This window comes from Janthinobacterium sp. GW821-FHT03C08 (assembly GCF_059420905.1).
The window spans coordinates 92,169-112,398 of the sequence record NZ_JBWKUP010000018.1 but is presented as its reverse complement, the minus strand read 5'-3'; the positions used below and the strand labels follow the sequence as shown (position 1 = coordinate 112,398).

Annotated in this window: 19 protein-coding genes and 1 pseudogene; 2 read left to right on the top strand and 18 right to left on the bottom strand. The window is 63.1% G+C overall.

Annotation, left to right across the window (positions count from 1 at the left end):
• The first annotated feature begins 87 nt into the window (after positions 1-87).
• Positions 88-1,146, top strand: a pseudogene (locus tag AC07VL_RS23395) (AI-2E family transporter).
• Positions 1,147-1,323: 177 nt separating this feature from the next.
• A complete protein-coding gene (locus AC07VL_RS23390; RefSeq protein WP_494807968.1) occupies positions 1,324-1,983 on the top strand; it encodes a glutathione S-transferase family protein in 660 nt (219 codons plus the stop codon).
• Between the two features lie 6 nt (positions 1,984-1,989).
• Here the strand turns inward: AC07VL_RS23390 and AC07VL_RS23385 are convergent, their stop codons facing one another.
• From AC07VL_RS23385 to rlmN, 18 genes are all read right to left on the bottom strand, one after another.
• Complete coding sequence (locus tag AC07VL_RS23385) at positions 1,990-2,295, bottom strand: NIPSNAP family protein (protein ID WP_152281105.1); 306 nt, start codon at positions 2,293-2,295, stop codon at positions 1,990-1,992.
• A gap of 197 nt (positions 2,296-2,492) precedes the next feature.
• Complete coding sequence (locus AC07VL_RS23380) at positions 2,493-3,218, bottom strand: WD40 repeat domain-containing protein (protein ID WP_494807967.1); 726 nt, start codon at positions 3,216-3,218, stop codon at positions 2,493-2,495.
• Complete coding sequence (locus AC07VL_RS23375) at positions 3,215-3,724, bottom strand: GNAT family N-acetyltransferase (RefSeq protein ID WP_494807966.1); 510 nt, start codon at positions 3,722-3,724, stop codon at positions 3,215-3,217. Before AC07VL_RS23375 ends, AC07VL_RS23380 begins: the two co-directional genes overlap by 4 nt.
• Before the next feature lie 66 nt (positions 3,725-3,790).
• Positions 3,791-4,336 carry a phosphoribosyltransferase gene (locus AC07VL_RS23370; protein WP_092795180.1) on the bottom strand — a complete coding sequence of 182 codons (546 nt, stop codon included), beginning with the start codon at positions 4,334-4,336 and terminating at the stop codon, positions 3,791-3,793.
• 66 nt (positions 4,337-4,402) lie between these two features.
• Positions 4,403-5,716, bottom strand: a complete 1,314-nt coding sequence (locus tag AC07VL_RS23365) for an adenylosuccinate synthase (RefSeq protein WP_086136345.1) — start codon at positions 5,714-5,716, stop codon at positions 4,403-4,405.
• A gap of 3 nt (positions 5,717-5,719) precedes the next feature.
• Positions 5,720-6,880 carry an ATP phosphoribosyltransferase regulatory subunit gene (locus AC07VL_RS23360; protein ID WP_494807965.1) on the bottom strand — a complete coding sequence of 387 codons (1,161 nt, stop codon included), beginning with the start codon at positions 6,878-6,880 and terminating at the stop codon, positions 5,720-5,722.
• A 269-nt stretch (positions 6,881-7,149) separates the two neighbouring features.
• Positions 7,150-8,037 carry a protease modulator HflC gene (gene hflC, locus AC07VL_RS23355; protein ID WP_494807964.1) on the bottom strand — a complete coding sequence of 296 codons (888 nt, stop codon included), beginning with the start codon at positions 8,035-8,037 and terminating at the stop codon, positions 7,150-7,152.
• Positions 8,037-9,323, bottom strand: a complete 1,287-nt coding sequence (gene hflK / locus AC07VL_RS23350; RefSeq protein WP_494807963.1) for an FtsH protease activity modulator HflK — start codon at positions 9,321-9,323, stop codon at positions 8,037-8,039. Before hflK ends, hflC begins: the two co-directional genes overlap by 1 nt.
• Positions 9,324-9,325: 2 nt before the next feature.
• Positions 9,326-10,561 (bottom strand): GTPase HflX, encoded by a 1,236-nt coding sequence (gene hflX / locus AC07VL_RS23345; protein WP_494807962.1) that lies wholly within the window; start codon positions 10,559-10,561, stop codon positions 9,326-9,328.
• Between the two features lie 114 nt (positions 10,562-10,675).
• A complete protein-coding gene (hfq, locus tag AC07VL_RS23340) occupies positions 10,676-10,912 on the bottom strand; it encodes an RNA chaperone Hfq (RefSeq protein ID WP_008450615.1) in 237 nt (78 codons plus the stop codon).
• Positions 10,913-11,141: 229 nt separating this feature from the next.
• Positions 11,142-12,488, bottom strand: a complete 1,347-nt coding sequence (gene der, locus AC07VL_RS23335) for a ribosome biogenesis GTPase Der (RefSeq protein WP_070221915.1) — start codon at positions 12,486-12,488, stop codon at positions 11,142-11,144.
• Between the two features lie 4 nt (positions 12,489-12,492).
• Entirely contained in the window at positions 12,493-13,638 is a 1,146-nt protein-coding gene (gene bamB / locus AC07VL_RS23330; protein ID WP_494807961.1) for an outer membrane protein assembly factor BamB, read from the bottom strand.
• 84 nt (positions 13,639-13,722) lie between these two features.
• Entirely contained in the window at positions 13,723-14,391 is a 669-nt protein-coding gene (locus AC07VL_RS23325; RefSeq protein WP_494807960.1) for a YfgM family protein, read from the bottom strand.
• Between the two features lie 54 nt (positions 14,392-14,445).
• Positions 14,446-15,807: a histidine--tRNA ligase gene (hisS, locus tag AC07VL_RS23320; protein ID WP_290600726.1), complete on the bottom strand. Its 1,362-nt coding sequence runs from the start codon at positions 15,805-15,807 to the stop codon at positions 14,446-14,448.
• A 32-nt stretch (positions 15,808-15,839) separates the two neighbouring features.
• Positions 15,840-17,108 carry a flavodoxin-dependent (E)-4-hydroxy-3-methylbut-2-enyl-diphosphate synthase gene (gene ispG / locus AC07VL_RS23315; protein WP_494807959.1) on the bottom strand — a complete coding sequence of 423 codons (1,269 nt, stop codon included), beginning with the start codon at positions 17,106-17,108 and terminating at the stop codon, positions 15,840-15,842.
• Positions 17,109-17,189: 81 nt separating this feature from the next.
• Positions 17,190-18,176, bottom strand: a complete 987-nt coding sequence (locus AC07VL_RS23310; RefSeq protein WP_494807958.1) for a helix-turn-helix domain-containing protein — start codon at positions 18,174-18,176, stop codon at positions 17,190-17,192.
• 13 nt (positions 18,177-18,189) lie between these two features.
• A complete protein-coding gene (gene pilW / locus AC07VL_RS23305; protein WP_494807957.1) occupies positions 18,190-18,990 on the bottom strand; it encodes a type IV pilus biogenesis/stability protein PilW in 801 nt (266 codons plus the stop codon).
• An 11-nt stretch (positions 18,991-19,001) separates the two neighbouring features.
• Positions 19,002-20,177, bottom strand: a complete 1,176-nt coding sequence (gene rlmN, locus AC07VL_RS23300) for a dual-specificity RNA methyltransferase RlmN (protein WP_034752035.1) — start codon at positions 20,175-20,177, stop codon at positions 19,002-19,004.
• Between the last annotated feature and the right edge of the window lie 53 nt (positions 20,178-20,230).

Here is a 20,230-nt window from a genome sequence, read left to right as displayed (position 1 = left end):
CGCACGCAGCGCCACAATTGTGTAGCCCCGGACCACTGGCCCCGCTTATGATGAGGCAACTCAACCATTATCATTCCGCTACCGCCCATGCCTACCCTCACGCTGCATCAGAAAGTGTTCTTGCTCCTGCTGAGCATCGTCACCATCGGCTTCGGCTGGATACTGGCGCCGTATGCGGGCGCCATCTTCTGGGGCGTGGTGCTGGCGATCCTGTTCGCGCCCGTCTACCGCTGGCTGCTGCTCAGGACGCGAGGGCGCGCCGGGCTGGCCTCGCTGCTGACCTTGCTGCTGATTATCGTCATCGTCATCCTGCCGCTGTCGCTCATTTCCGTGTCGCTCGTGAACCAGGCGGCGGGCGTGGTGGAGATGGTGCGTTCGGGTGAAATCACGGTCGGCATGTTCTTCAATAAAATCATGGCCGTGCTGCCGCAATAGCTGATCAACCTGCTCGAGCGCTTCAACCTGTCCAGCCTGGCCAGCCTGCAAGACAAGCTGGCCGAGGGCGCCAAGCAGGTGAGCCAGGTGGTGGCCGTGAAAGCCATCAATGTGGGCCTGTACACCTTCGAATTCCTGACCAGCCTGTGCATCATGCTGTACCTGCTGTTTTTCCTCATGCGCGACGGCTCGACCCTGTCGGCCCGCATCCGCGATGCCGTGCCACTAAGCCGCAAGTACAAGCAGCGCCTGTTTACCAATTTCACCACGGTGATCCGCGCCACGGTGAAGGGCAACATCCTCGTGGCGATCGCCCAGGGCGCCCTGGGCGGCCTGGCATTCTGGTTCCTCGGCGTGCCTGCACCCCTGCTGTGGGCCGTGCTGATGGCCTTCCTGTCGCTGCTGCCGGCCGTCGGCGCCGCCCTCGTCTGGGCGCCCGTGGCTGCCTACTTCCTGGCCACTGGCGCCATCTGGCAAGGCGCGGGCCTGGCCGCCTTCGGCGTCTTCGTCATCGGCCTGGTCGACAATGTACTGCGCCCCGTTCTGGTGGGTAAGGATACCAAGATGCCCGACTATGTGGTGCTGCTGTCGACCGTGGGCGGCATGGCCCTGTTCGGCCTGAACGGCTTCGTCATCGGCCCCGTGGTGGCCGCCCTGTTCATCGCTTCGTGGGATCTGTTCGTCTCGGCCAGCGAATTCCATGCGGACTGAGTCCGCCACCGGCGCGCGGACACGGGGCGCGGGAAACTACGCGCAATAACGGCCGCCAGGATGCGCGGCCGCAACGGCAATGCGCTGACGCCCTGCCAGGACTGCTTGCATTGCGCCCGTCATTGCACTATCGTTACAGCACGCGCATGTTGCCAACCTTGCAAAGGAGATACTACGGTGTCGCTCATCCTCTACGGCCACCCTTTTTCATCGTACACGCAGAAGGTGCTCATCGCCCTGTACGAGAATGCCCTGCCCTTCGAGTTCCGCTGCCTGGCGCCGGACATGCCGCAACACCTGCAGCAGTGGCTGGAGCGCTGGCCGCTACGCAAGTTTCCGCTGCTGGTGGACGGCGAGCGCAACGTCGCCGAGACGAGCATCATCATCGAATACCTGCAACTGGCCCATCCCGGCCCGCTGCGCCTGCTGCCGGACGACCCGATGCGGGCGCTGGACGTACGTTTTCTCGACCGCTACTTCGACCTGCACGTCATGACGCCCGTGCAGCATGCCGTCGGCGCCGCCCTGACGGGCGACCCGGCGAAGACGCGCGAAGGCCGCGCGCAGGCCGGAGAAAAACTGGACCTCGCCTACGCCTGGCTGGAAACCCGCCTGGCCGGCATGACGTGGGCCACGGGCGAACACTTTACGCTGGCCGACTGCGCGGCCGCCCCCTCGCTGTTCTATGCGGACTGGACGCAGCCGATTCCCGCCACCCTGCCCCTGCTGCGCGCCTATCGCGCGCGCCTGCTGGCCCGTCCATCGTTTGCCCGCGCGGTGGAAGAGGCACGCCCGTACCGCCACCTCTTCCCCCTCGGTGCGCCGCAGCGCGACTGAGGCATATCAGGCAAACACGGGCCGGAAGAAGCTGCGCTCGTAGCTGACGATGCAGCGCGTCTCCTCGGCGTAGCGGAAGGCGGCCTGGCATTCGGCGTCCTGCATGGAATCGCTGCGGTACTGCTCGTACAGCGCCAGGCTGGGAAACGAGAACATGGCCAGCGCCACGTTGCTGGCGCCCTCGGACGGCAAAAAGTAGCCGTGGTGCTGGCCGCCGAAGCGCTCGACGAGCGGTATCCACAGCTTGCCGTAAGCTTCGAATTCCTTCAGTTTGTATGGATCGATGATGTAGCGCAAATAACAGGTGATCATGCGGTTTCCTTGTGAACGTTCAGATTTGTCAACATACCTGCCTCCCACGAGCCGATGGCGGCCAGTGGCGAGGCAGGCAAAAAGTCCAGCGCGCAGGGATAGGTAAAATCTTCCTGCGCCAGCACATCGAGGCCGGGCCAGGCGTAAAACAGCAGCTTGCCCTTGCCGATGCGTCCCAGCGCGCTGCCATCGGGCAGTCAGCGCAAGGCATTGCCCGTGCCGCCGCCCGCCTCCACCGGCACCGTGGCCAGGCGGCGCCCATCGTCGATCGCGTGCACGGACAGGCACTCGTCGCCGCCAGCGTGGTGCAGCACGGCCAGGCGCCCGCCATCGGGCGATGGCGCGCATGACCTGATGCCTGGCAGCGACAGCACCACGCGGCCGCCCCCCGCCTGCAGCGGCCAGTCCCACAGGCTGCAGTAGTCGGGCGGCTGCACCTGCCCTTCCTCCACCGACTTGACGCCATGCTGGAGCAGCAGACGCCGTCCGCCATCGATGGCGCAAACGCTGCGCAGCATCTCGCGCGGATGCTCCTGCATGAAGAGCACCTCGCCCGTTTGCGCGTCGCGCAGCCGCAGGCGGCCATCCCAGCTGCCGTCGGCCAGATAGCGGCCGCAGGGCGACCATGCGGGACCACAGCCCTCGCCATCCTTTTTATTCTGGAAGTTGAGCAGCAAATTTCCCGATGCGGCATCGACCATGGCCATCTGGCCCGTCGTGCTCTTGATGGCGATCCGGCTGCCGTCGGGCGAAAACGCCATGCCCGACATATGCGCGATGAATTTGCCGCGCCACAGTTTCCGGCGCGATGCCACGTCCCACAGGACCAGGTCGCGGCCCAGCACGGCCAGCCGCGCGCCATCCGGTGAAAACCGCACGCCGTAGCTGCAGCCCAGCTTCAAGGGCTTCACGCTTGCCGTCATGGGCGCGCCAGGCGGTACACCACGCTGTCGATGTCGTAGTGGCGCTCCATGCCCACGTACTGCATGCCCAGGCGCGTCATGACCTTGATCGAGGCGGCGTTGTCGGGATGCGCCACGGCCACCACTTCGGGTGCGCCGACGACGTCGAACGCATGCGCGACGATGGCATTGGCCGCCTCGCTCGCATAACCCTTGCCCCAGCCGGCGCGCGCCAGGCGCCAGCCGATTTCGTGCGGTTTCTCCTTGTCGCCGCCGATATGCTGCAGGCAGGCCAGCCCCACCAGCACCTCGTCCTCGGTACGCATCAGGGCCCACCATGAATAGCCCCACTCGGCCCAGCGCCCCATGATGCGGGCAACGGCGGCGCGCGTGTGTTCCTCCGTCTCCGGCTGGCCCGCATTGAGGTAGGTCATCACCTCGGTATCAGAGTTCATGGCATGCATGGCGTCGTAATGCTGGTCGGTGACGGGTTCGAGGCGCAGCCGCGCCGTGTGCAGGATGGTCATCGCATTTCCTTGGACGAAAAAAAAGACGATACACGATCGTCTTTTTTTAGCAAGAGTGCAAGCGAATTACTTGCTCGACTCGCCCTTCTTGATCCACGCCGCCAGCTGGTGCGGGCGCAGGCCGTCATAGTCTTCGAATGGCTGGTGGATCCACGGGTTGTGTGGCAGCTCATCGAGGAAGTAGTCGGGACGCACGACGGAGCAGCCTTTCAGCCAGATCACGGCCGATTTGACTTCGGTCACGCCCGGGAAGTTGTCCTTCAGGTGGCGCGTGACCTTGTCCAGCGTGACGCCCGAATCGGCCAGGTCGTCGACCAGCAGGATGCGGCCGGCCAGCGGGCCCTTGGTCATGGTCATGTACTTGGCGATATCCAGGTCGCCCTGGGTGGTGCCCTTGTCTTCGCGGTAGGAGCTGGTCGACAGGATGGCCAACGGCAAATCAAAGATGCGCGAGAAGACGTCGCCGGGACGCACGCCGCCGCGCGCCAGGCACAATACCTGGTCGAATTTCCAGCCCGATTCGTGGACCTTGAGCGCCAGACGCTCGATCAGGCGGTGGTACTCTTCCCAGTTGACCCAGAGATGTTGATCGTTCGATTGTGGGGTAGTCATGATAGTGGAATCTTATTATTAGCGTGATTAAAAAAATCCGCCTTGCGGCGGATTGTATCCAGCAGCTTACTCGAATGGGTGGCGCAGCACGATCGTTTCTTCACGATCCGGACCTGTCGACACCATGTCCACCGGTACGCCGACCAGCTCTTCGATGCGCTTGATGTAGGCGCGCGCCGTGGCAGGCAGGGCCGCCAGCGATTTCGCGCCGACGGTGCTTTCCGTCCAGCCCGGCATCTCTTCGTACACGGGTACGCAGCGGGCGGCTTCTTCGGCGCCCGACGGGAAGATGTCCGTGGCCACGCCGTCGATGGTGTAGCCGGTGCACAGCTTCAGGGTTTCGATACCGTCCAGCACGTCCAGCTTGGTCAGGCACATGCCCGTCACGCCGTTGATCTGCACGGAGCGGCGCAGCAAGGCGGCGTCGAACCAGCCGCAGCGGCGGGCACGGCCCGTCACGGTGCCGAATTCATGGCCCACTTGCGCCAGGTGGTGGCCGACGCCCGCATCCGTTGGCAGTTCCGAAGGGAACGGGCCGGAACCGACGCGCGTCGTGTAAGCCTTGGTGATGCCCATGATGTAGTGCAGCATGCCAGGACCCACGCCCGAACCGGCGGCGGCATTGCCGGCCACGCAGTTCGACGAGGTAACGAACGGGTAGGTGCCGTGGTCGACGTCGAGCAGGGAACCTTGCGCGCCTTCGAACAGCAGGTTGGCGCCGGCCTTGTGCGCCTTGTACAGCGCGCTCGATACGTCGGTGACCATCGGACGCAGACGCGGCACATAGGCCAGCGCGTCGTCGAGGGTCTTCTGATAGTCGACTTTCGGCGCCTTCAGGTAGTGCTCCAGCACGAAGTTGTGGTAATCGAGGTTTTCGGCCAGCTTTTCGGCAAAGCGCTTCTCGTTGAGCAAGTCGGCGATACGGATCGCGCGGCGCGCCACCTTGTCTTCGTAGGCCGGACCGATGCCCTTGCCGGTGGTGCCGATCTTCGCATCGCCACGCTTGGCTTCACGCGCCAGGTCGATCGCGGTGTGGTAAGGCAGGATCACGGGCGCCGCGTCCGACACTTTCAGGCGCGAGGCGACTTCGACGCCAACGGCTTCCAGCTTGTCGATTTCGCGCAGCACGTCCGGCACGGAAACGACCACGCCGTTACCGATGTAGCAGGCGACGCCTGGACGCATGATGCCCGACGGGATCAGCTGCAGCGCGGTTTTGACGCCGCCGATGACCAGCGTGTGGCCTGCATTGTGGCCGCCCTGGAAGCGCACCACACCCTGGGCGTGATCGGTCAGCCAATCGACGATCTTGCCTTTACCTTCATCGCCCCATTGGGTGCCGATGACAACAACGTTCTTTGCCATAATTTTCTTTGACATCACTCAACCTAAGTTTTTAAGAATCCAGCTACTACCATTATCGGCAAGTACCAGCACGCGATCGCACTCGAACTCGTCTTGTTCATTACTGTGACCCGGCATACTCTGGATCACGACCTCGCCCGCCTTGCGCAACTCGGCGATTTTTTCCTTCAATTCCGGCGCGCTGCCCCATGGGGCGCGGATCGAATGCTTCCGTTCCGCCGTGGGGAGCAGGCGCGCCAGTTCGCGCAAATCGAGCGAGAAGCCGGTCGCGGGACGTGCCCGGCCGAACGCTTCGCCGACGTGGTCATAACGGCCGCCGCGCGCAACCGCGTTCGGCAAGCCAGGTACATACAGCGCAAACATCGCGCCGCTTTCATATTGGTAGCCGCGCAGGTCGGCCAGGTCGATCGCCACTTCGGCGCGGCCCAGGGCGGAACCTGCCAGCGCGGCCAATTCGGCCAGCGCCTTGAGCACGCCCGGCAGCGGCGGCAGCACTTCGCGCGCACGCGCCAGCACGTCGATGTCGCCATACAGGTTCGGCAGAGCCAGCAGCGCATCGCGCGTCACGGCGTCATAGCCGGCCGTCAGGGCGCGCAGGCCCGGCGCATCTTTCGCGCGCAGCAGGGTGTACAGCGCAGCCTCGTCGCGCCCGGCGGCGGCGTCTTGCGCAATGATAGCGCGCAACAGGCCCACGTGCGACAAATCCAGGCGCACGCTGTCGAAACCGGCCAGTGCCAGCGAGGCGAGCGCCAGTTCCTGGATCTCGGCATCCGCTTCCAGGCCGGCGTGGCCATAGATTTCGGCGCCGATCTGCAACGGTTCGCGCGTGGCGTGCAGGCCCGACGGACGGGTATGCAGCACGCTGCCGGCGTAGCACAGGCGCGTCACGGTGGCACGGTTCAGCAGGTGGGCGTCGATGCGCGCCACCTGGGTGGTCATGTCGGCGCGCAGGCCGAGCATGCGGCCGGACAGTTGGTCGACCAGCTTGAACGTGCGCAGGTCGGTATCCTTGCCAGCGCCGGTCATCAGCGATTCCAGATACTCGAGCAGCGGCGGCATGACCAGTTCATATCCGTACAGACGGAAATTATCCAGCATGAGGCGGCGCAGCTCTTCGATCTTGCGCGCTTCCGACGGCAGAACATCGGCAATATTTTCGGGCAAAAGCCAATTCGGCATGAGGGAGCGAGATACGGAAGAAAGTTGAAAAATGCATCATGCGAGGCAGCGGCGGGCGCGCCAGGCAAGAGGCCGAACCTGATATTTTACGCGAAAACACGGGCCTTTAGGGATAAGTTGTCCGAATCGATGCCGCGCAAGGCGAAAAACGCCCCATTTTACGCATTCCCGCAACAGCATGGCAGGCACAAAAAAACGGGGCCGACGTCAGACGCCGGCCCCGCTGGTGCCGCCCCCGCCCTTGCGGACGGAAGCAGTGTGCTGCTGTCTTACTTCTTGGCCGGAGCGGCTGCGCCGCCGCCCTTGAAGTACTTGAAGAATTCCGAGCTTGGATCGACCACCATCACGTCGCCCTTGTCCTTGAAGGTGGCGCGGTAGGCTTCCAGGCTACGGTAAAACTTGTAGAACTCCGGATTCTTGCCGAACGCTTCCGCATAGATCTGCGACGCCTGGGCATCGCCCTCGCCGCGGGTCTTCTCAGCTTCGCGGTAGGCTTCGGCCAGGATCACCGTGCGCTGCTTGTCGGCATCGGCGCGGATTTTCTCGGAGTCGGCCGAACCCGTCGAACGCAGTTCGTTGGCCACGCGCACGCGCTCGGACTTCATGCGGTCGTACACGGAGTTGTTGATCTGCTCGACGTAGTCGACGCGTTTCAGGCGCACGTCGACGATGCCCACGCCGATGGACTTGGCTTCCGCCGAGACCTTGGCCTGGATCGCCTCCATCACCTTGCCGCGCTGGCCCGAGATCACTTCGCGCACGGTACGCTTGGTGATTTCATCGTTCAGGGCGGCCTTGACGATTTGCGACATGCGGTTGCGGGCACGGCCCTCATCGCCGCCGAAGCTGCGGAAATACAGCTTCGGATCGGTGATGCGCCATTTGACGAAGGCATCGACGAGGATGTTCTTCTTCTCGGCCGTGATGAAGCGCTCCGGCTCCGGCGTGTCGATGGTCAGCACGCGCTTGTCCAGGTACATGACGTTCTGGAATGGCGGCGGCAGCTTGAAGTACAAGCCCGGGGTGCTGATCACTTCCTTGACCTCGCCCAGGGCGAAGACGATCGCGTATTTACGCTGATCGACGACGAACACGGTCGAGGACAGGAGCATGATCGCGATAAAGCCCGCGATCAGGGCGGCAACGATACGGTTCATTAACGGCTCTCCCGTTCACGCGAAGAGCGGCTCTCGCGACGCGAATTGACTTCTACTGTCTGCATGGCTTCCTGTGGCATTACGGTATTGGCTGCGGGTGCGGCCGCCGCTGCGCGCGCTGCCGCGGCCGAGGCGTCCGACGCTGCCGTCTGGGCGATCAATTTGTCGAGCGGCAGATACAGCAGGTTGCTGCCCGTCTTCGCATCGACCATGACCTTGCTGGCACTGCTGAATACCTGCTGCATGGTTTCCAGGTACATGCGGTCACGCGTGACGGCCGGCGCCTTCTGGTACTCGACCAGCACCTGCTTGAAGCGCGACGCGTTACCCGCGGCGTTCTCTGTCACCATGGAACGATACGCCTCGGCTTCCTGGATCAGGCGGAATGCGGCGCCGCGCGCTTTCGGAATGACGTCGTTGGCGTAGGCCTGGCCTTCATTCTTCTGGCGTTCACGGTCCTGGCCAGCCTTGACGGCATCGTCGAAGGCGGCTTGCACCTGCTCAGGCGGCTGCACGGCCTGCATCGTCACGTTGGTGATGACGACGCCGACGTTGTAGCGGTCGAGGATCTGCTGCATCAGCTGCTGCGTTTCGTAGGCGACTTTCTCGCGTCCTTCATACAGCACGAAGTCCATCTTGCTGCGGCCGACCACTTCGCGGATCGCCGTTTCGGCGACCTGGCGCAAGGTGTCTTCCTGGTCGCGCACGCTGAACAGCCAGGCCACCGGATCTTTCAGGGTGTACTGCACCGCGAACTGGATGTCGATGATGTTTTCATCGTCCGTCAGCATCAGCGATTCGCTGGCCTGCTTGTTGCGCAGCGACGTGCGATAACCCACTTCCACGGTACGCACCTGCGACACGTTGACGGTTTCGTCGGTCTGGAACGGATACGGCCAGCGCCAGTTGAAACCGGCCGGCGTGGTGTGGCTGTATTTGCCGAACGTCAGCACGACGCCGCTCTGCCCCTCCTGCACGATGAAGGCGCCGCTGGCGAGCCAGATCAGCACGGCGATCACGCCGACGACGCCGGCCGTGATGCCGGCACCCTTCATGTCAGGGCGCGGGCCGCCGCCGCCATTGCCGCCGTTGTCGGGACGGTTCTTCTGTCCGAAAAAGGCGTTCAGGCGCTGATTGAAATCGCGCCACAGCTGGTCGAGGTCCGGCGGACCTTCGCCGGGCTTTTTGCCTTCTTGGGCTTTCTTGCCGTCGTCCTTGCGATTGCCCCAGCGGGGATCGTTCAGGGACAACTTCAAGCCTGTTTTTTTGAGTAGGGAGACAAGCATAACTATCGTGTTCCGACTTGGGAGTGGGTGGAAAACCTATCGTCCTCGCCAGGCTCTTCGTCCTGGTCCGGGGCGGCGCCATCGTGCTGGTCGTGCTGACCGTCAAACTGATCTTCCTGCAGCGCAGCTTCGCCGCTCTCATCGTTCTGATAGAGGTGGGCCGAACCGGGCGCCTTCCTGGCCATTTCGACAATGGCATCGCGCAGCAGGTCGAGACCGCTGCCCTTCTGCGCACTGACGAACACGCGACTGATCGTAGCATATTCATCGCGTTCCACCGAAGGTTCCAGCCCTGCCGCATCGATCTTGTTCCACACGAGGATTTGCGGGATATGATCGGCGCCGATCTCTTTCAGGACCAGGTTGACCTGCTCGATCTGCTCCATGCGCACCGGCGACGCGGCGTCGACGACGTGCAGCAGCAGATCGGCATGGATGGTCTCCTCGAGCGTGGCGCGGAAGGCGGCCACCAGCTGGTGCGGCAATTCGCGCACGAAGCCGACCGTGTCGGAGATCACCACATTGCCCACTTCCTGGCCCAGGTAAACCCGGCGCGAGGTGGTGTCCAGGGTGGCGAACAACTGGTCGGCGACATACACGCCGGCCTTGGTCACGGCATTGAACAGGGTCGACTTCCCGGCATTGGTGTAGCCGACGAGGGACACCGAGAATGTGTGATTGCGGCCGCGCGCGCGGCGCTGCGTTTCGCGCTGCTTGTGCAGCTTTTCCAGGCGCGCGCGCAGGGACTTGACACGCTCGCCGATCAGCCGGCGGTCGGTCTCGAGCTGCGTCTCGCCGGGACCGCGCAAGCCGATACCGCCCTTTTGCCGTTCCAGGTGAGTCCAGCCGCGGATCAGGCGCGTGGCCAGATGCTGCAACTGGGCCAGCTCGACCTGCAGCTTGCCTTCGTGGCTCTTGGCGCGCTGCGCGAAGATATCGAGAATCAGGCTGGTACGGTCGAGCACGCGCACATTCAGGCGCTTTTCCAGATTGCGCTGCTGGGCAGGTGACAGGGCATGGTTGAAGATGACGATTTCCAGGCCATCGTTGACGACGGCGTCGCCAATTTCATCGGCCTTGCCGCTGCCGACGAAGTACGCGGAATCCGGACTGGAACGCTTGGCCGTGATGGTGGAAATCGGATCCGCACCGGCGGAACGCGACAACAGCATGAGTTCCTCCATGCTGGCGGCAAAGTCGCTGTGACCGAAGTCAACCCCGACTAGTGCCGCGCGCATGATGGCATCGGATACGTTGAGGCGGACGCCGACGCCGATGCAAACGCATCAGCGCCGCTGGCGCGGACGGGGGCGATGGGGAGTGAAAGGCGCTGGGCCGTCAAGCTCAACGCTTTACTCCGCTTCAGATTCAATATTGAGATTGACGGCACGGGCCGGCACCACCGTCGAGATGGCATGCTTGTAGACCATCTGCGTGACCGTATTGCGCAGCAATACGACATATTGATCGAACGATTCGATATGGCCCTGCAATTTAATGCCATTGACCAGATAAATCGAGACAGGAACATGCTCTTTGCGTAATGCATTGAGGAATGGGTCTTGTAACAGTTGCCCTTTGTTGCTCATAACAGCTCCGTTGTTTATGTTGTTGTGTAAGAATTGGAGGCGACTCGCTTGATTTCAAGTGCTCTCACACCTTTCAAAGAGAGAAAGATGCATCGCAGCTACTGTAACCTGTTTTCGCGATCGCTGTCGCGCATGGCGCATTAACACTTTATTATTTCCGTGCAAATGGCCCTATTTATTTGCTGTCGGCGCCGCATTATCTCTGCGGCGCCTTAATATGCACTTAATTTTACTTGCTTGGCGTGCGCGCAAACGGGTTTTTACCCGTACGCAACTCGATGCGCAGCGGCGTACCGACCAATGCAAACGTATCGCGGAAATGTTTTTCCAGATAACGCTTGTACGGATCGCCCACGGCGTCGAGTGCATTGCCGTGAATCACGATCACAGGCGGGTTCATGCCGCCCTGGTGGGCATAGCGCAGCTTCGGACGGATCGAGCCCTTGCGGCGCGGCTCCTGCTTCTCCACGGCCTCGATCAGGGCGCGCGTCAACTTCGGCGTCGACAGGTCGCACATGGCGGCCGCATACGCGGCGTTGAGCGACTTCATCAGCGGACCGATGTTGGTGCCCTTCAGCGCCGAAATGAAATGCATCTGCGCGAACGACAGGAAATCGAGCTTGCGGTCGATATCGATCTTGATTTCGTCGCGCTGGTGCGATTGCAAGCCATCCCATTTGTTCACGGCCACCACCAGCGCGCGGCCCGATTCCAGGATGAAGCCGGCGATATGCGCGTCCTGCTCGGAAATATCCTGCTGCGCGTCGAGCATCAGCACGACCACGTTGGCTTCGGAAATCGACTGCAGGGTTTTTACCACCGAGAATTTCTCGATCGCTTCGAATACCTTGCCGCGGCGGCGGATACCGGCCGTGTCGATCAAGGTGTATTGCTGGCCATCGCGCTCGAACGGAATCTCGATCGAATCGCGCGTCGTGCCCGGCATGTCGAAGGCGATAACGCGCTCTTCGCCCAGCAGGGTGTTGATCAAGGTCGACTTGCCCACGTTCGGACGGCCGACGAGGGCGATCTTGATGCCGCGGTCGGTCTTTTCCAGCTCTTCCGGCTCATCCGGACGCTGCGCGAAGGCCAGGTCCAGCATCACTTCGACGAGGTCGTTGACGCCGTCGCCGTGCGCCGACGAGATCGCATACGGATCGCCCATGCCCAATTCATAGAATTCGGACACGACGGCCGTATAGCGCATGCCTTCGCTTTTGTTAACCACCAGCAAGACCGGGCGGCCGCTCTTGCGCAGGAAGTCGACGATGGTCTTGTCATGCGGGGTCAGGCCCTGGCGGCCGTCCACGATGAACACCACCACGTCGGCCTCGGCCACGGCCTGCTTGGTCTGCAGTGCCATCTGGTGCATGATGCCTTCCTTGGCGACGGGTTCGAAACCACCCGTATCGATGACGAGGAAGGGACGTTCGCCGACACGGCCTTCGCCATAGTGACGATCGCGCGTCAACCCAGGCAAATCCGCCACCAGCGCATCGCGCGAGCGGGTCAGACGATTGAATAAGGTCGATTTCCCAACATTGGGTCGACCAACAAGTGCAATTACCGGCTTCATTACATTACTCGACCGCGAGAGCGGTCACTGTCCCTGATTGGGTTTGAAAAATCAAATTCGAACCGGCAACAACGGGAGCCGCAACAATCGGGCTGCCGTCGGTGCTGATCCGACCTATTAATGCGCCATCTTCCCGTGACAGGAAGTGGATATAACCCTGATAGTCGCCGACGGCGACGCTGCGGCCGAACGAGGCCGGCGTCGACAGGCGGCGGCGTGCCAGCGCGTCATTCTTCCAGGCGCTCTGGCCGCCTTCGCGGCTGAACGCCACCACGGCGCCCTGGTCATCGGCGGTAAACACGAAACGCTGGTCGACGGCCACGCCCACGTCGGACGAGATCGGCTTGGTCCAGCGCGGCACGCCCGTGGCGGCGTCGAAGCAGCCCGCCTTGCCCTGGTACGTGACGGTGCACACTTCGCCTTCGAACACCACCGGCGTGCCGGCGATGTCGGAGACGCGCTCCAGTTCGGTGGCGCCGCGCGGCTCGCTGACGATGATCTCCCAGCGTACCACACCGGTGGCCGCCGTCAGTGCCAGCAGCTTGCCGCCCGGCTGGGCCACGTAGACGTTCGCGCCGCCCAGCACCATGCCCGGCGCATTGCGCAGGGTCAATGCCGGTGTGGCGCGCTGCACGGTCCACTTGCGCTCGCCCGTCTTGGCATCCAGGCCGACGATGCGGTTGTCCACGCTGCGCACCACCACCACGCCCTGCCCCACCACTGGCGGCGTCAGCACTTCGCTGGACGCCTGCGCCTTCCACAATTGCTTGCCATCGGCATCGAAGGCCAGCACGGCGCCCTTGGCGGCGCCCACGGCCACGACCGTGCCGTCGCTGCCGGCACCCGACGTGATGTCGCTGCCCGCCTTGATGCGCCACGCTTCACGGCCGCTGGCTGCATCGAGGCGCGCCAGCGCGCCGTCGGCGCTGACCACGTACACGCTGCTGCCCGCCAGCGCCGGCGAGAACGCATATACGCCCGCCTTGCCGATCGAATATTTCCAGGCGTCGCGCACGGCAAGGCTCGATTTTAACTCGACGAGCTTGGCTGGCTCGGTTTTCGGATCTTTCGAGGCGAACGGATTCCAGGAAGAGCAACCGGCCATCAGGGCCAACAGGCTTGCAGCTACCAGCTTTTCAGTGACACGCATAAGTGTTATCCAACCTTTTTCTTGTACTTGTAAGGGCAAGGCAGGCGGCAAAAACGCCGCGCAGCCGCACCATCAGTGTTCCTGTCAGGCGGCAGCCTTGTCAGCCTTGGCCTTGTCTTCCGGTACCGTACCGCCGATCGCTTCCAGCTTGACCTGGATCAATTGACGGCCTGGATTGTTCTTGTCCGTCGCGGCTATCGCGGCCAGGTAGGCGGTGCGGGCATCGGCCAGCTTGTTTTGTGCCACCAGGATGTCGCCCTTGCGGTCGGCCACGGCGCCGGCAAATTGCGGCACAGTCGCCGTCGCCAGTACTTTCAGCGCTTCATCGTAGGCTTTCTCGTCCAGCAGGACACCGGCCAGGCGCAGCTTGGCGATGGCCTTGTACTCTTCCGTGCCATGCTCGGCCACCCATTGCAGCTGGGTCTTCGCCGTTTTCAGGTCATTCGCGTCGAACGCCACCTTGGCCGCGGCCAGGGCGCTCATCTGCGCATACGCCGTGCCGCTGAAGCGCGATTGCATGTCGCCGGCCGCGCGCATCACCTTGGCCGTATCCTTGGCGGTGATGGCGTTTTGCAGTTCGTCGTACAACTGGCCCGCTTGCGCCGCCTGCGTGCGCTGGTAGTACTGCCAGCCGGCCCAGCCGCTGTAGCCGGCCAGCGCCACGATCAGGACCCAGGAGGTCAGATTGCCATTGCGCTGCCACCAGGCCTTGAGGGTTGCCAGTTGTTCTTGTTCTTCGTGATCGTATGCCATGGGTCGTCAGTTTTAATGAGTAGTTGATCGAGGGTGGAACGGTCTTGCTTCAAATCAGTGGTGGTGATGCACGTGGCCGCCAGGGCCATGGTCGTGGCCGCAATCGTGGTCGCCGATGATCTGGTCCACCACGTAGTCGACGACGTCGTCGAACGGCACCGTGTTCTGCTGCGCGCCCGCATCGGCTTCGCGCATGGCTTTCACCGTGGCGACATGATTGGCGATTTCATCGTCGCCCAGGATCACGGCAAACGCCGCGCCGCTGGCATCGGCCTTCTTCATTTGCGTCTTGAAGCTGCCGCCGCCGTTGCTCGCTGCGCAATGTAGCACAACGTCCAGGCCCGCATCGCGAATCCGCTCGGCCAGCACGAAGGCTTGCAAGCCTGCCTGCTCGCCCTGGTGCACCAGGTAGACGTCGCACTGGGCCGGGGCTTCCGGCTCGGCCGCGTCCTTCATCAACAGCACCAGGCGCTCCACGCCCATGCCGAAACCGACGGCGGGCGTCGGCTTGCCGCCGAACATTTCCACCATGCCGTCATAGCGGCCGCCGGCGCAGACCGTGCCTTGCGCGCCCAGCTTGTCGCTGACCCACTCGAACACGGTGCGGTTGTAGTAATCGAGGCCGCGCACCAGGCGTGGATTGATGGTGAACGGAATATTGTTGTGGTTCAGGATCTTCTGCACGCCGTGGAAGTGGGCCAGCGATTCCTCGCCCAGGTAGTCCAGCAGCTTCGGCGCGCCATTGACCAGGTCCTGCATGGCAGGGTTTTTGGTGTCCAGGATGCGCAGCGGATTGCTGTGCAGGCGGCGCTTGGCTTCTTCGTCGAGCAGCTCGCTGTGGCTTTCCAGGTAGGCGATCAGGTCGGCGCGGTGGCGCAGGCGCTCGGCCGCGTCGCCGATCGAGTTCAGTTCCAGGCGGATGCCTTCCAGGCCCAGGTCATCCCACAGGCGGCGCGACAGCATGATGATTTCCGCGTCGATGTCCGGGCCCGTGAAGCCGATGGCTTCCACACCGAACTGGTGGAACTGGCGGTAGCGGCCCTTCTGCGGACGCTCGTGGCGGAACATCTGGCCCTTGTACCACAGGCGTTTCGGGCCTTCGTAGACGAGGTTATGCTCGACGACGGCGCGTACCACGCCGGCCGTGCCTTCGGGACGCAGGGTCAGGTTGTCGCCGTTCATCGAATCGGTGAACGAATACATTTCCTTTTCCACGATATCGGTCACGGCGCCGATGGCGCGCGCGAACAGTTTCGTCTCTTCCACGATCGGCGTGCGGATCTGCTGGAAACCATAGCTTTGCAGCACGGACTGCGCCGTGTTTTCAAACAATTCCCACAGCGGGGCGTCGGCGGGCAGCACGTCATTCATGCCTTTCACCGCGGTAATTTTATCGAACTTCTTATTTTCGGACATAGTATTCTTCTTTGCTTTTGATCGGATCAGGCTCAGGCGGCAACCGTTTTTCCGTAGTGACTCTTTACATAATTCAAGACGATGTCCTGGAATTCCTCGACGATGCGTTCGCCGCGCAGGGTGACGACTTTTTCGCCGTCGACAAACACGGGCGCGGCCGGCGACTCGCCCGTGCCGGGCAGGCTGATGCCGATGTTCGCATGCTTCGATTCGCCCGGGCCGTTAACGATGCAACCCATGACGGCCACGTTCATCGCTTCCACGCCCGGGTACGATTTCTTCCATTCCGGCATCTGCTCGCGCAAATACGTCTGGATGTTGTCGGCCAGCTCCTGGAAGGTGGTCGACGTCGTGCGGCCGCAGCCGGGACAGGCGATGACCATGGGCGCGAACTTGCGCAAGCCCATGGTTTGCAGGATTTCCTGGCCGACGATGACTTCGCGCGTGCGGTCGCCGCCCGGCTCGGGCGTGAGCGAGATGCGGATGGTGTCGCCGATGCCTTCCTGCAGCAGCACGGCCAGGGCCGCCGTGGACGCGACAATGCCCTTGCTGCCCATGCCCGCTTCCGTCAGGCCCAGGTGCAGCGGATAGTCGCAGCGCTGCGCCAGTTCGCGGTACACGGCGATCAGGTCCTGCACGCCGGATACCTTACAGGACAGGATGATCTTGTCGCGGCCCAGGCCCAGCTCTTCGGCGCGCACGGCGTTTTCAATCGCCGACGTCACCAGCGCCTCGTACATGACGGCTTGCGCCGGCCACGGTTCCGCGCGGCCCGCGTTTTCGTCCATGATGCGCGCCAGCAAGGCCTGGTCCAGGCTGCCCCAGTTCACGCCGATGCGCACCGGCTTGTCATAGCGGCACGCCGCTTCGATCATTTGCGCGAATTGCGTGTCGCGCTTGGCGCCCTTGCCCACGTTGCCCGGATTGATGCGGTACTTCGACAGCGCGCGCGCGCAATCGGGATAATCGTTGAGCAGGGTATGGCCGTTATAGTGAAAATCGCCCACCAGCGGCACATCGATGTCCATCTTGTCGAGCTGTTCGCGGATGTAGGGCACGGCCGCAGCCGCTTCCGGGCGGTCCACCGTCAGGCGCACCAGTTCCGAACCGGCACGCGCCAGTTCCTTGATCTGGATCGCCGTGCCGATGGCATCGGCCGTATCCGTATTCGTCATCGACTGCACCACCACGGGGGCGTCGCCGCCCACCCAGATCTGGCGCTGGCCGTGCGCGATCAGCACCTTGCGGCTGTCGCGCCGATCGGAAGGGCCGGAGCCGATCGCTGTTTTCGAAGTCGCCATAATATTATCTTCTGAGTTTGCTTATTTAAACTACTTGCTTAACCGACTAATTTCAATGCCTGATTGATGCTTGTTTGACAATTACTTAATGCTCACGCGCGAAATCGTGCCGCCCGCGACGGTCGGCAAGTCCAGCTTGGCGCCGCGCAAGGTTGCCTGCACAACACCCGGCTTGCCCACCACCAGGGTGGCCGGACCCGTGATATCGAACGTTTCCGTGCTACCCGCCTTGACCATGCGCGAAATCAGCGGCGTGGTGCCAGGACGGCGGATCTCGACCCACGAATCCTGTTCCACCTTCAGCACCAGCGCATTCGCGCCAACGGCCGCAGCGGCGGCAGGCGGCGTAACGGCGGCCGGCGTGGCCACAGCCGGGGCAGTCGCGGCCGGTGCGGCGGCCGGCGGCACTGCGGCGGCAGCCGGCGCCGAAGCGGCGGCGGAAGCGGTCGGCGCGCCCGTCTGCGTGTCGTTGCCTGGCGGCGGCGGCACGGAAATCAGCGGCACGGACGGCGTCTGCACGGGCGTCAGGTCCTGGCCCGGCTTGATCAGGGTCGTTTCCACGGGACCCACGTCCGCATGCACGGCTTCCTTCTCGGCATGCGAGGACAGCAGGCTGGCCGGCACATAACCGAGCTTGTACGCGCCGAAGGCAACCGCGACGACGGCCACGACGCCGGCGATCCAGAGGGGCGCCTGGTTCGACGAACGCTGCGTCATCGACGGGAAGCGCGATTCGGAAAACGTGGCGGAAATTTCACGCCGCACGGGCGCGGCCGGGTCCTGCGCCGGCGCCGGATGGACTTCGATCATGGCCACCAGCGGTGCCGCGTCAAGACGCACCACCTTGGCATAGGCGCGCACGAAACCGCGCACGACCGCCAGGTTCGGCAAGGCCGCCATGTCGCCCTCTTCCAGCGCGATCACCTGGCGCGGCGCCAGCTTGAGCTGGTCCGCCACCTGCTCCACCGGCCAGCCCAGCGCTTCGCGCTGCGCCTTCAACTGCGCGCCGGCCGACGCCAGATTGCCCTGGGGCTGCTGCCGAGGCGTTTCTGCCCACTCTGAATTCATTGGTATCCCTGTCTCACTCATCAAACGCCCCATTTTGATAAGCAGCATATTCGGGCGAGCCGGAATGGTGGTTGCGCAAATGCGCCCCCAGGCCAGCTTCCGCACCCGCATCCCCGAGCTTATGCTGCACCTTGATCCCGAGCCACAGCACATCGGCCGTCTGGCTCTCCATTGTCGCTATCTTACCGAGCCGCTGCAAATAATAGGCCGCCTGCCGGTAGTCTTGCTGTTGGTAATACACGCGCACCAGGCCGGCGTTCGTCACTGCCACGTCCGGTGCGATGCGTACGGCGCGCAACAAATATGCCCCCGCACGCGGGTAATCTTTCAGGGCCAGGCTGCAGGCGCCCCCGTTATTGAGCGCCTTTTCCGGCGACACATACGCCGCGTCGACCAGGGCCGCATCGAAATACGCCAGCGATTGCGCGGCGCGTCCCGTCTGGCACAAAAACAGACCGTAATTATTGCTCAACTCAGGATTGTGGGGCGCCAGGCGCAAAGCGTAAAGGAAATCTTTCTCGGCTGGCAAAGTTTGCCGTTGGGCCGCGAAGATCAGGGCGCGCATGCCATACGCTTGCGCATCGTCCGGCGCCAGCTGCACGGCCTGCTCCGCTTCCGCCAGGGCCACGTCCAGCTGGCCTTGCGCATAATACGCGCTGGCCAGCTGCAGGCGCAGCGCGGCACGCTGCGGGGCGCTGGCCTGCGCATCCTGGCGCGCGGCCCTGGCGCCGGCATCCGGCGTGGAAGAGGCACAGCCGACCAGCAGCACAGCCAGGCTAACAGCGGCCACAGCGAGCGAGCGATGGTAAGCCATGCCTTCTCCCATCAGGAGCGGATCTCCACGATCTTGCCGAAATTGGCGCCGAATTTCTGTTGATACTCCGTCATCTTTTCCATGCGTTCCTGCACCCGCGTGCGGTCCTTGACTTCGCCGGCCAGCTGGCCGCAGGCCGCATCGATATCGTCGCCACGCGTCTTGCGCACGGTGGTGATGATGCCGCCATCCATCAGCACCTGGGCAAAGGCCTTGATGCGCGGGTTCTTCGAGCGGAACAGGCCCGACTCGGGAAACGGGTTGAAGGGAATCAGGTTGAACTTGCAGTTCACGCCGAACTCGCGGTCTTGCACCAGCGCCAGCAGTTCGCGCGCGTGCTCGTCGCTGTCGTTGACGCCGTCGAGCATGCAGTATTCGAAGGTGATGAAATCGCGCGGGGCGAATTCCAGGTAGCGCTTGCACGCCGCCATCAATTCCTTCAGCGGATATTTCTTGTTCAGTGGAATCAAACCGTCGCGCAAGGCATCGTTCGAGGCGTGCAGCGAGACGGCCAGGGCCACCGGCACTTCCTGCGACAGCTTGTCCATCATCGGCACCACACCCGACGTCGACAGGGTCACGCGACGGCGCGACAGGCCGTAGGCGTTGTCGTCAAGCATCAATTTCAGGGCCGTGACGGTCGGTTCAAAGTTCAGCAGGGGCTCGCCCATGCCCATCATCACCACGTTGGTGATCTGGCGCTCGCCTTTCGGGCCCGGTTCGATGCCCTTGGTGCGGCGCAATTCGAATTCGGCCATCCACAGCTGGCCGATGATTTCGCCGACGCTGAGGTTGCGGTTGAAGCCTTGCTTGCCCGTCGAGCAGAAACGGCAGTTCACGGCGCAGCCGGCTTGGGTCGAGATGCACAGGGTGCCGCGGTTTTCTTCCGGAATGAACACGGTTTCCACGGCATTGCCATTGCCCACGTCGACCAGCCACTTGCGCGTGCCGTCCGTCGACGTGTGGTCGCTGATGATGGCCGGGGCGCGCACTTCGGCGCGCGTGGCCAGCTTGTCGCGCAGCGACTTGGCCAGGTCCGTCATGGCGTCGAAATCGGAAGCGCCGAACTGGTGTATCCAACGTTGCAATTGTTTCGCACGAAACGGTTTCTCCCCCAACTCGGCGCAGTAGGCGATGAGTTGCGCGGGATCGAGGTCCAGCAAGTTGGTGAGGGTCGTCGTATTCATGATCTTGTCTATTCTAAAAATCCGTCCCCGCGCGCATCCGGAGCAAAAACTCC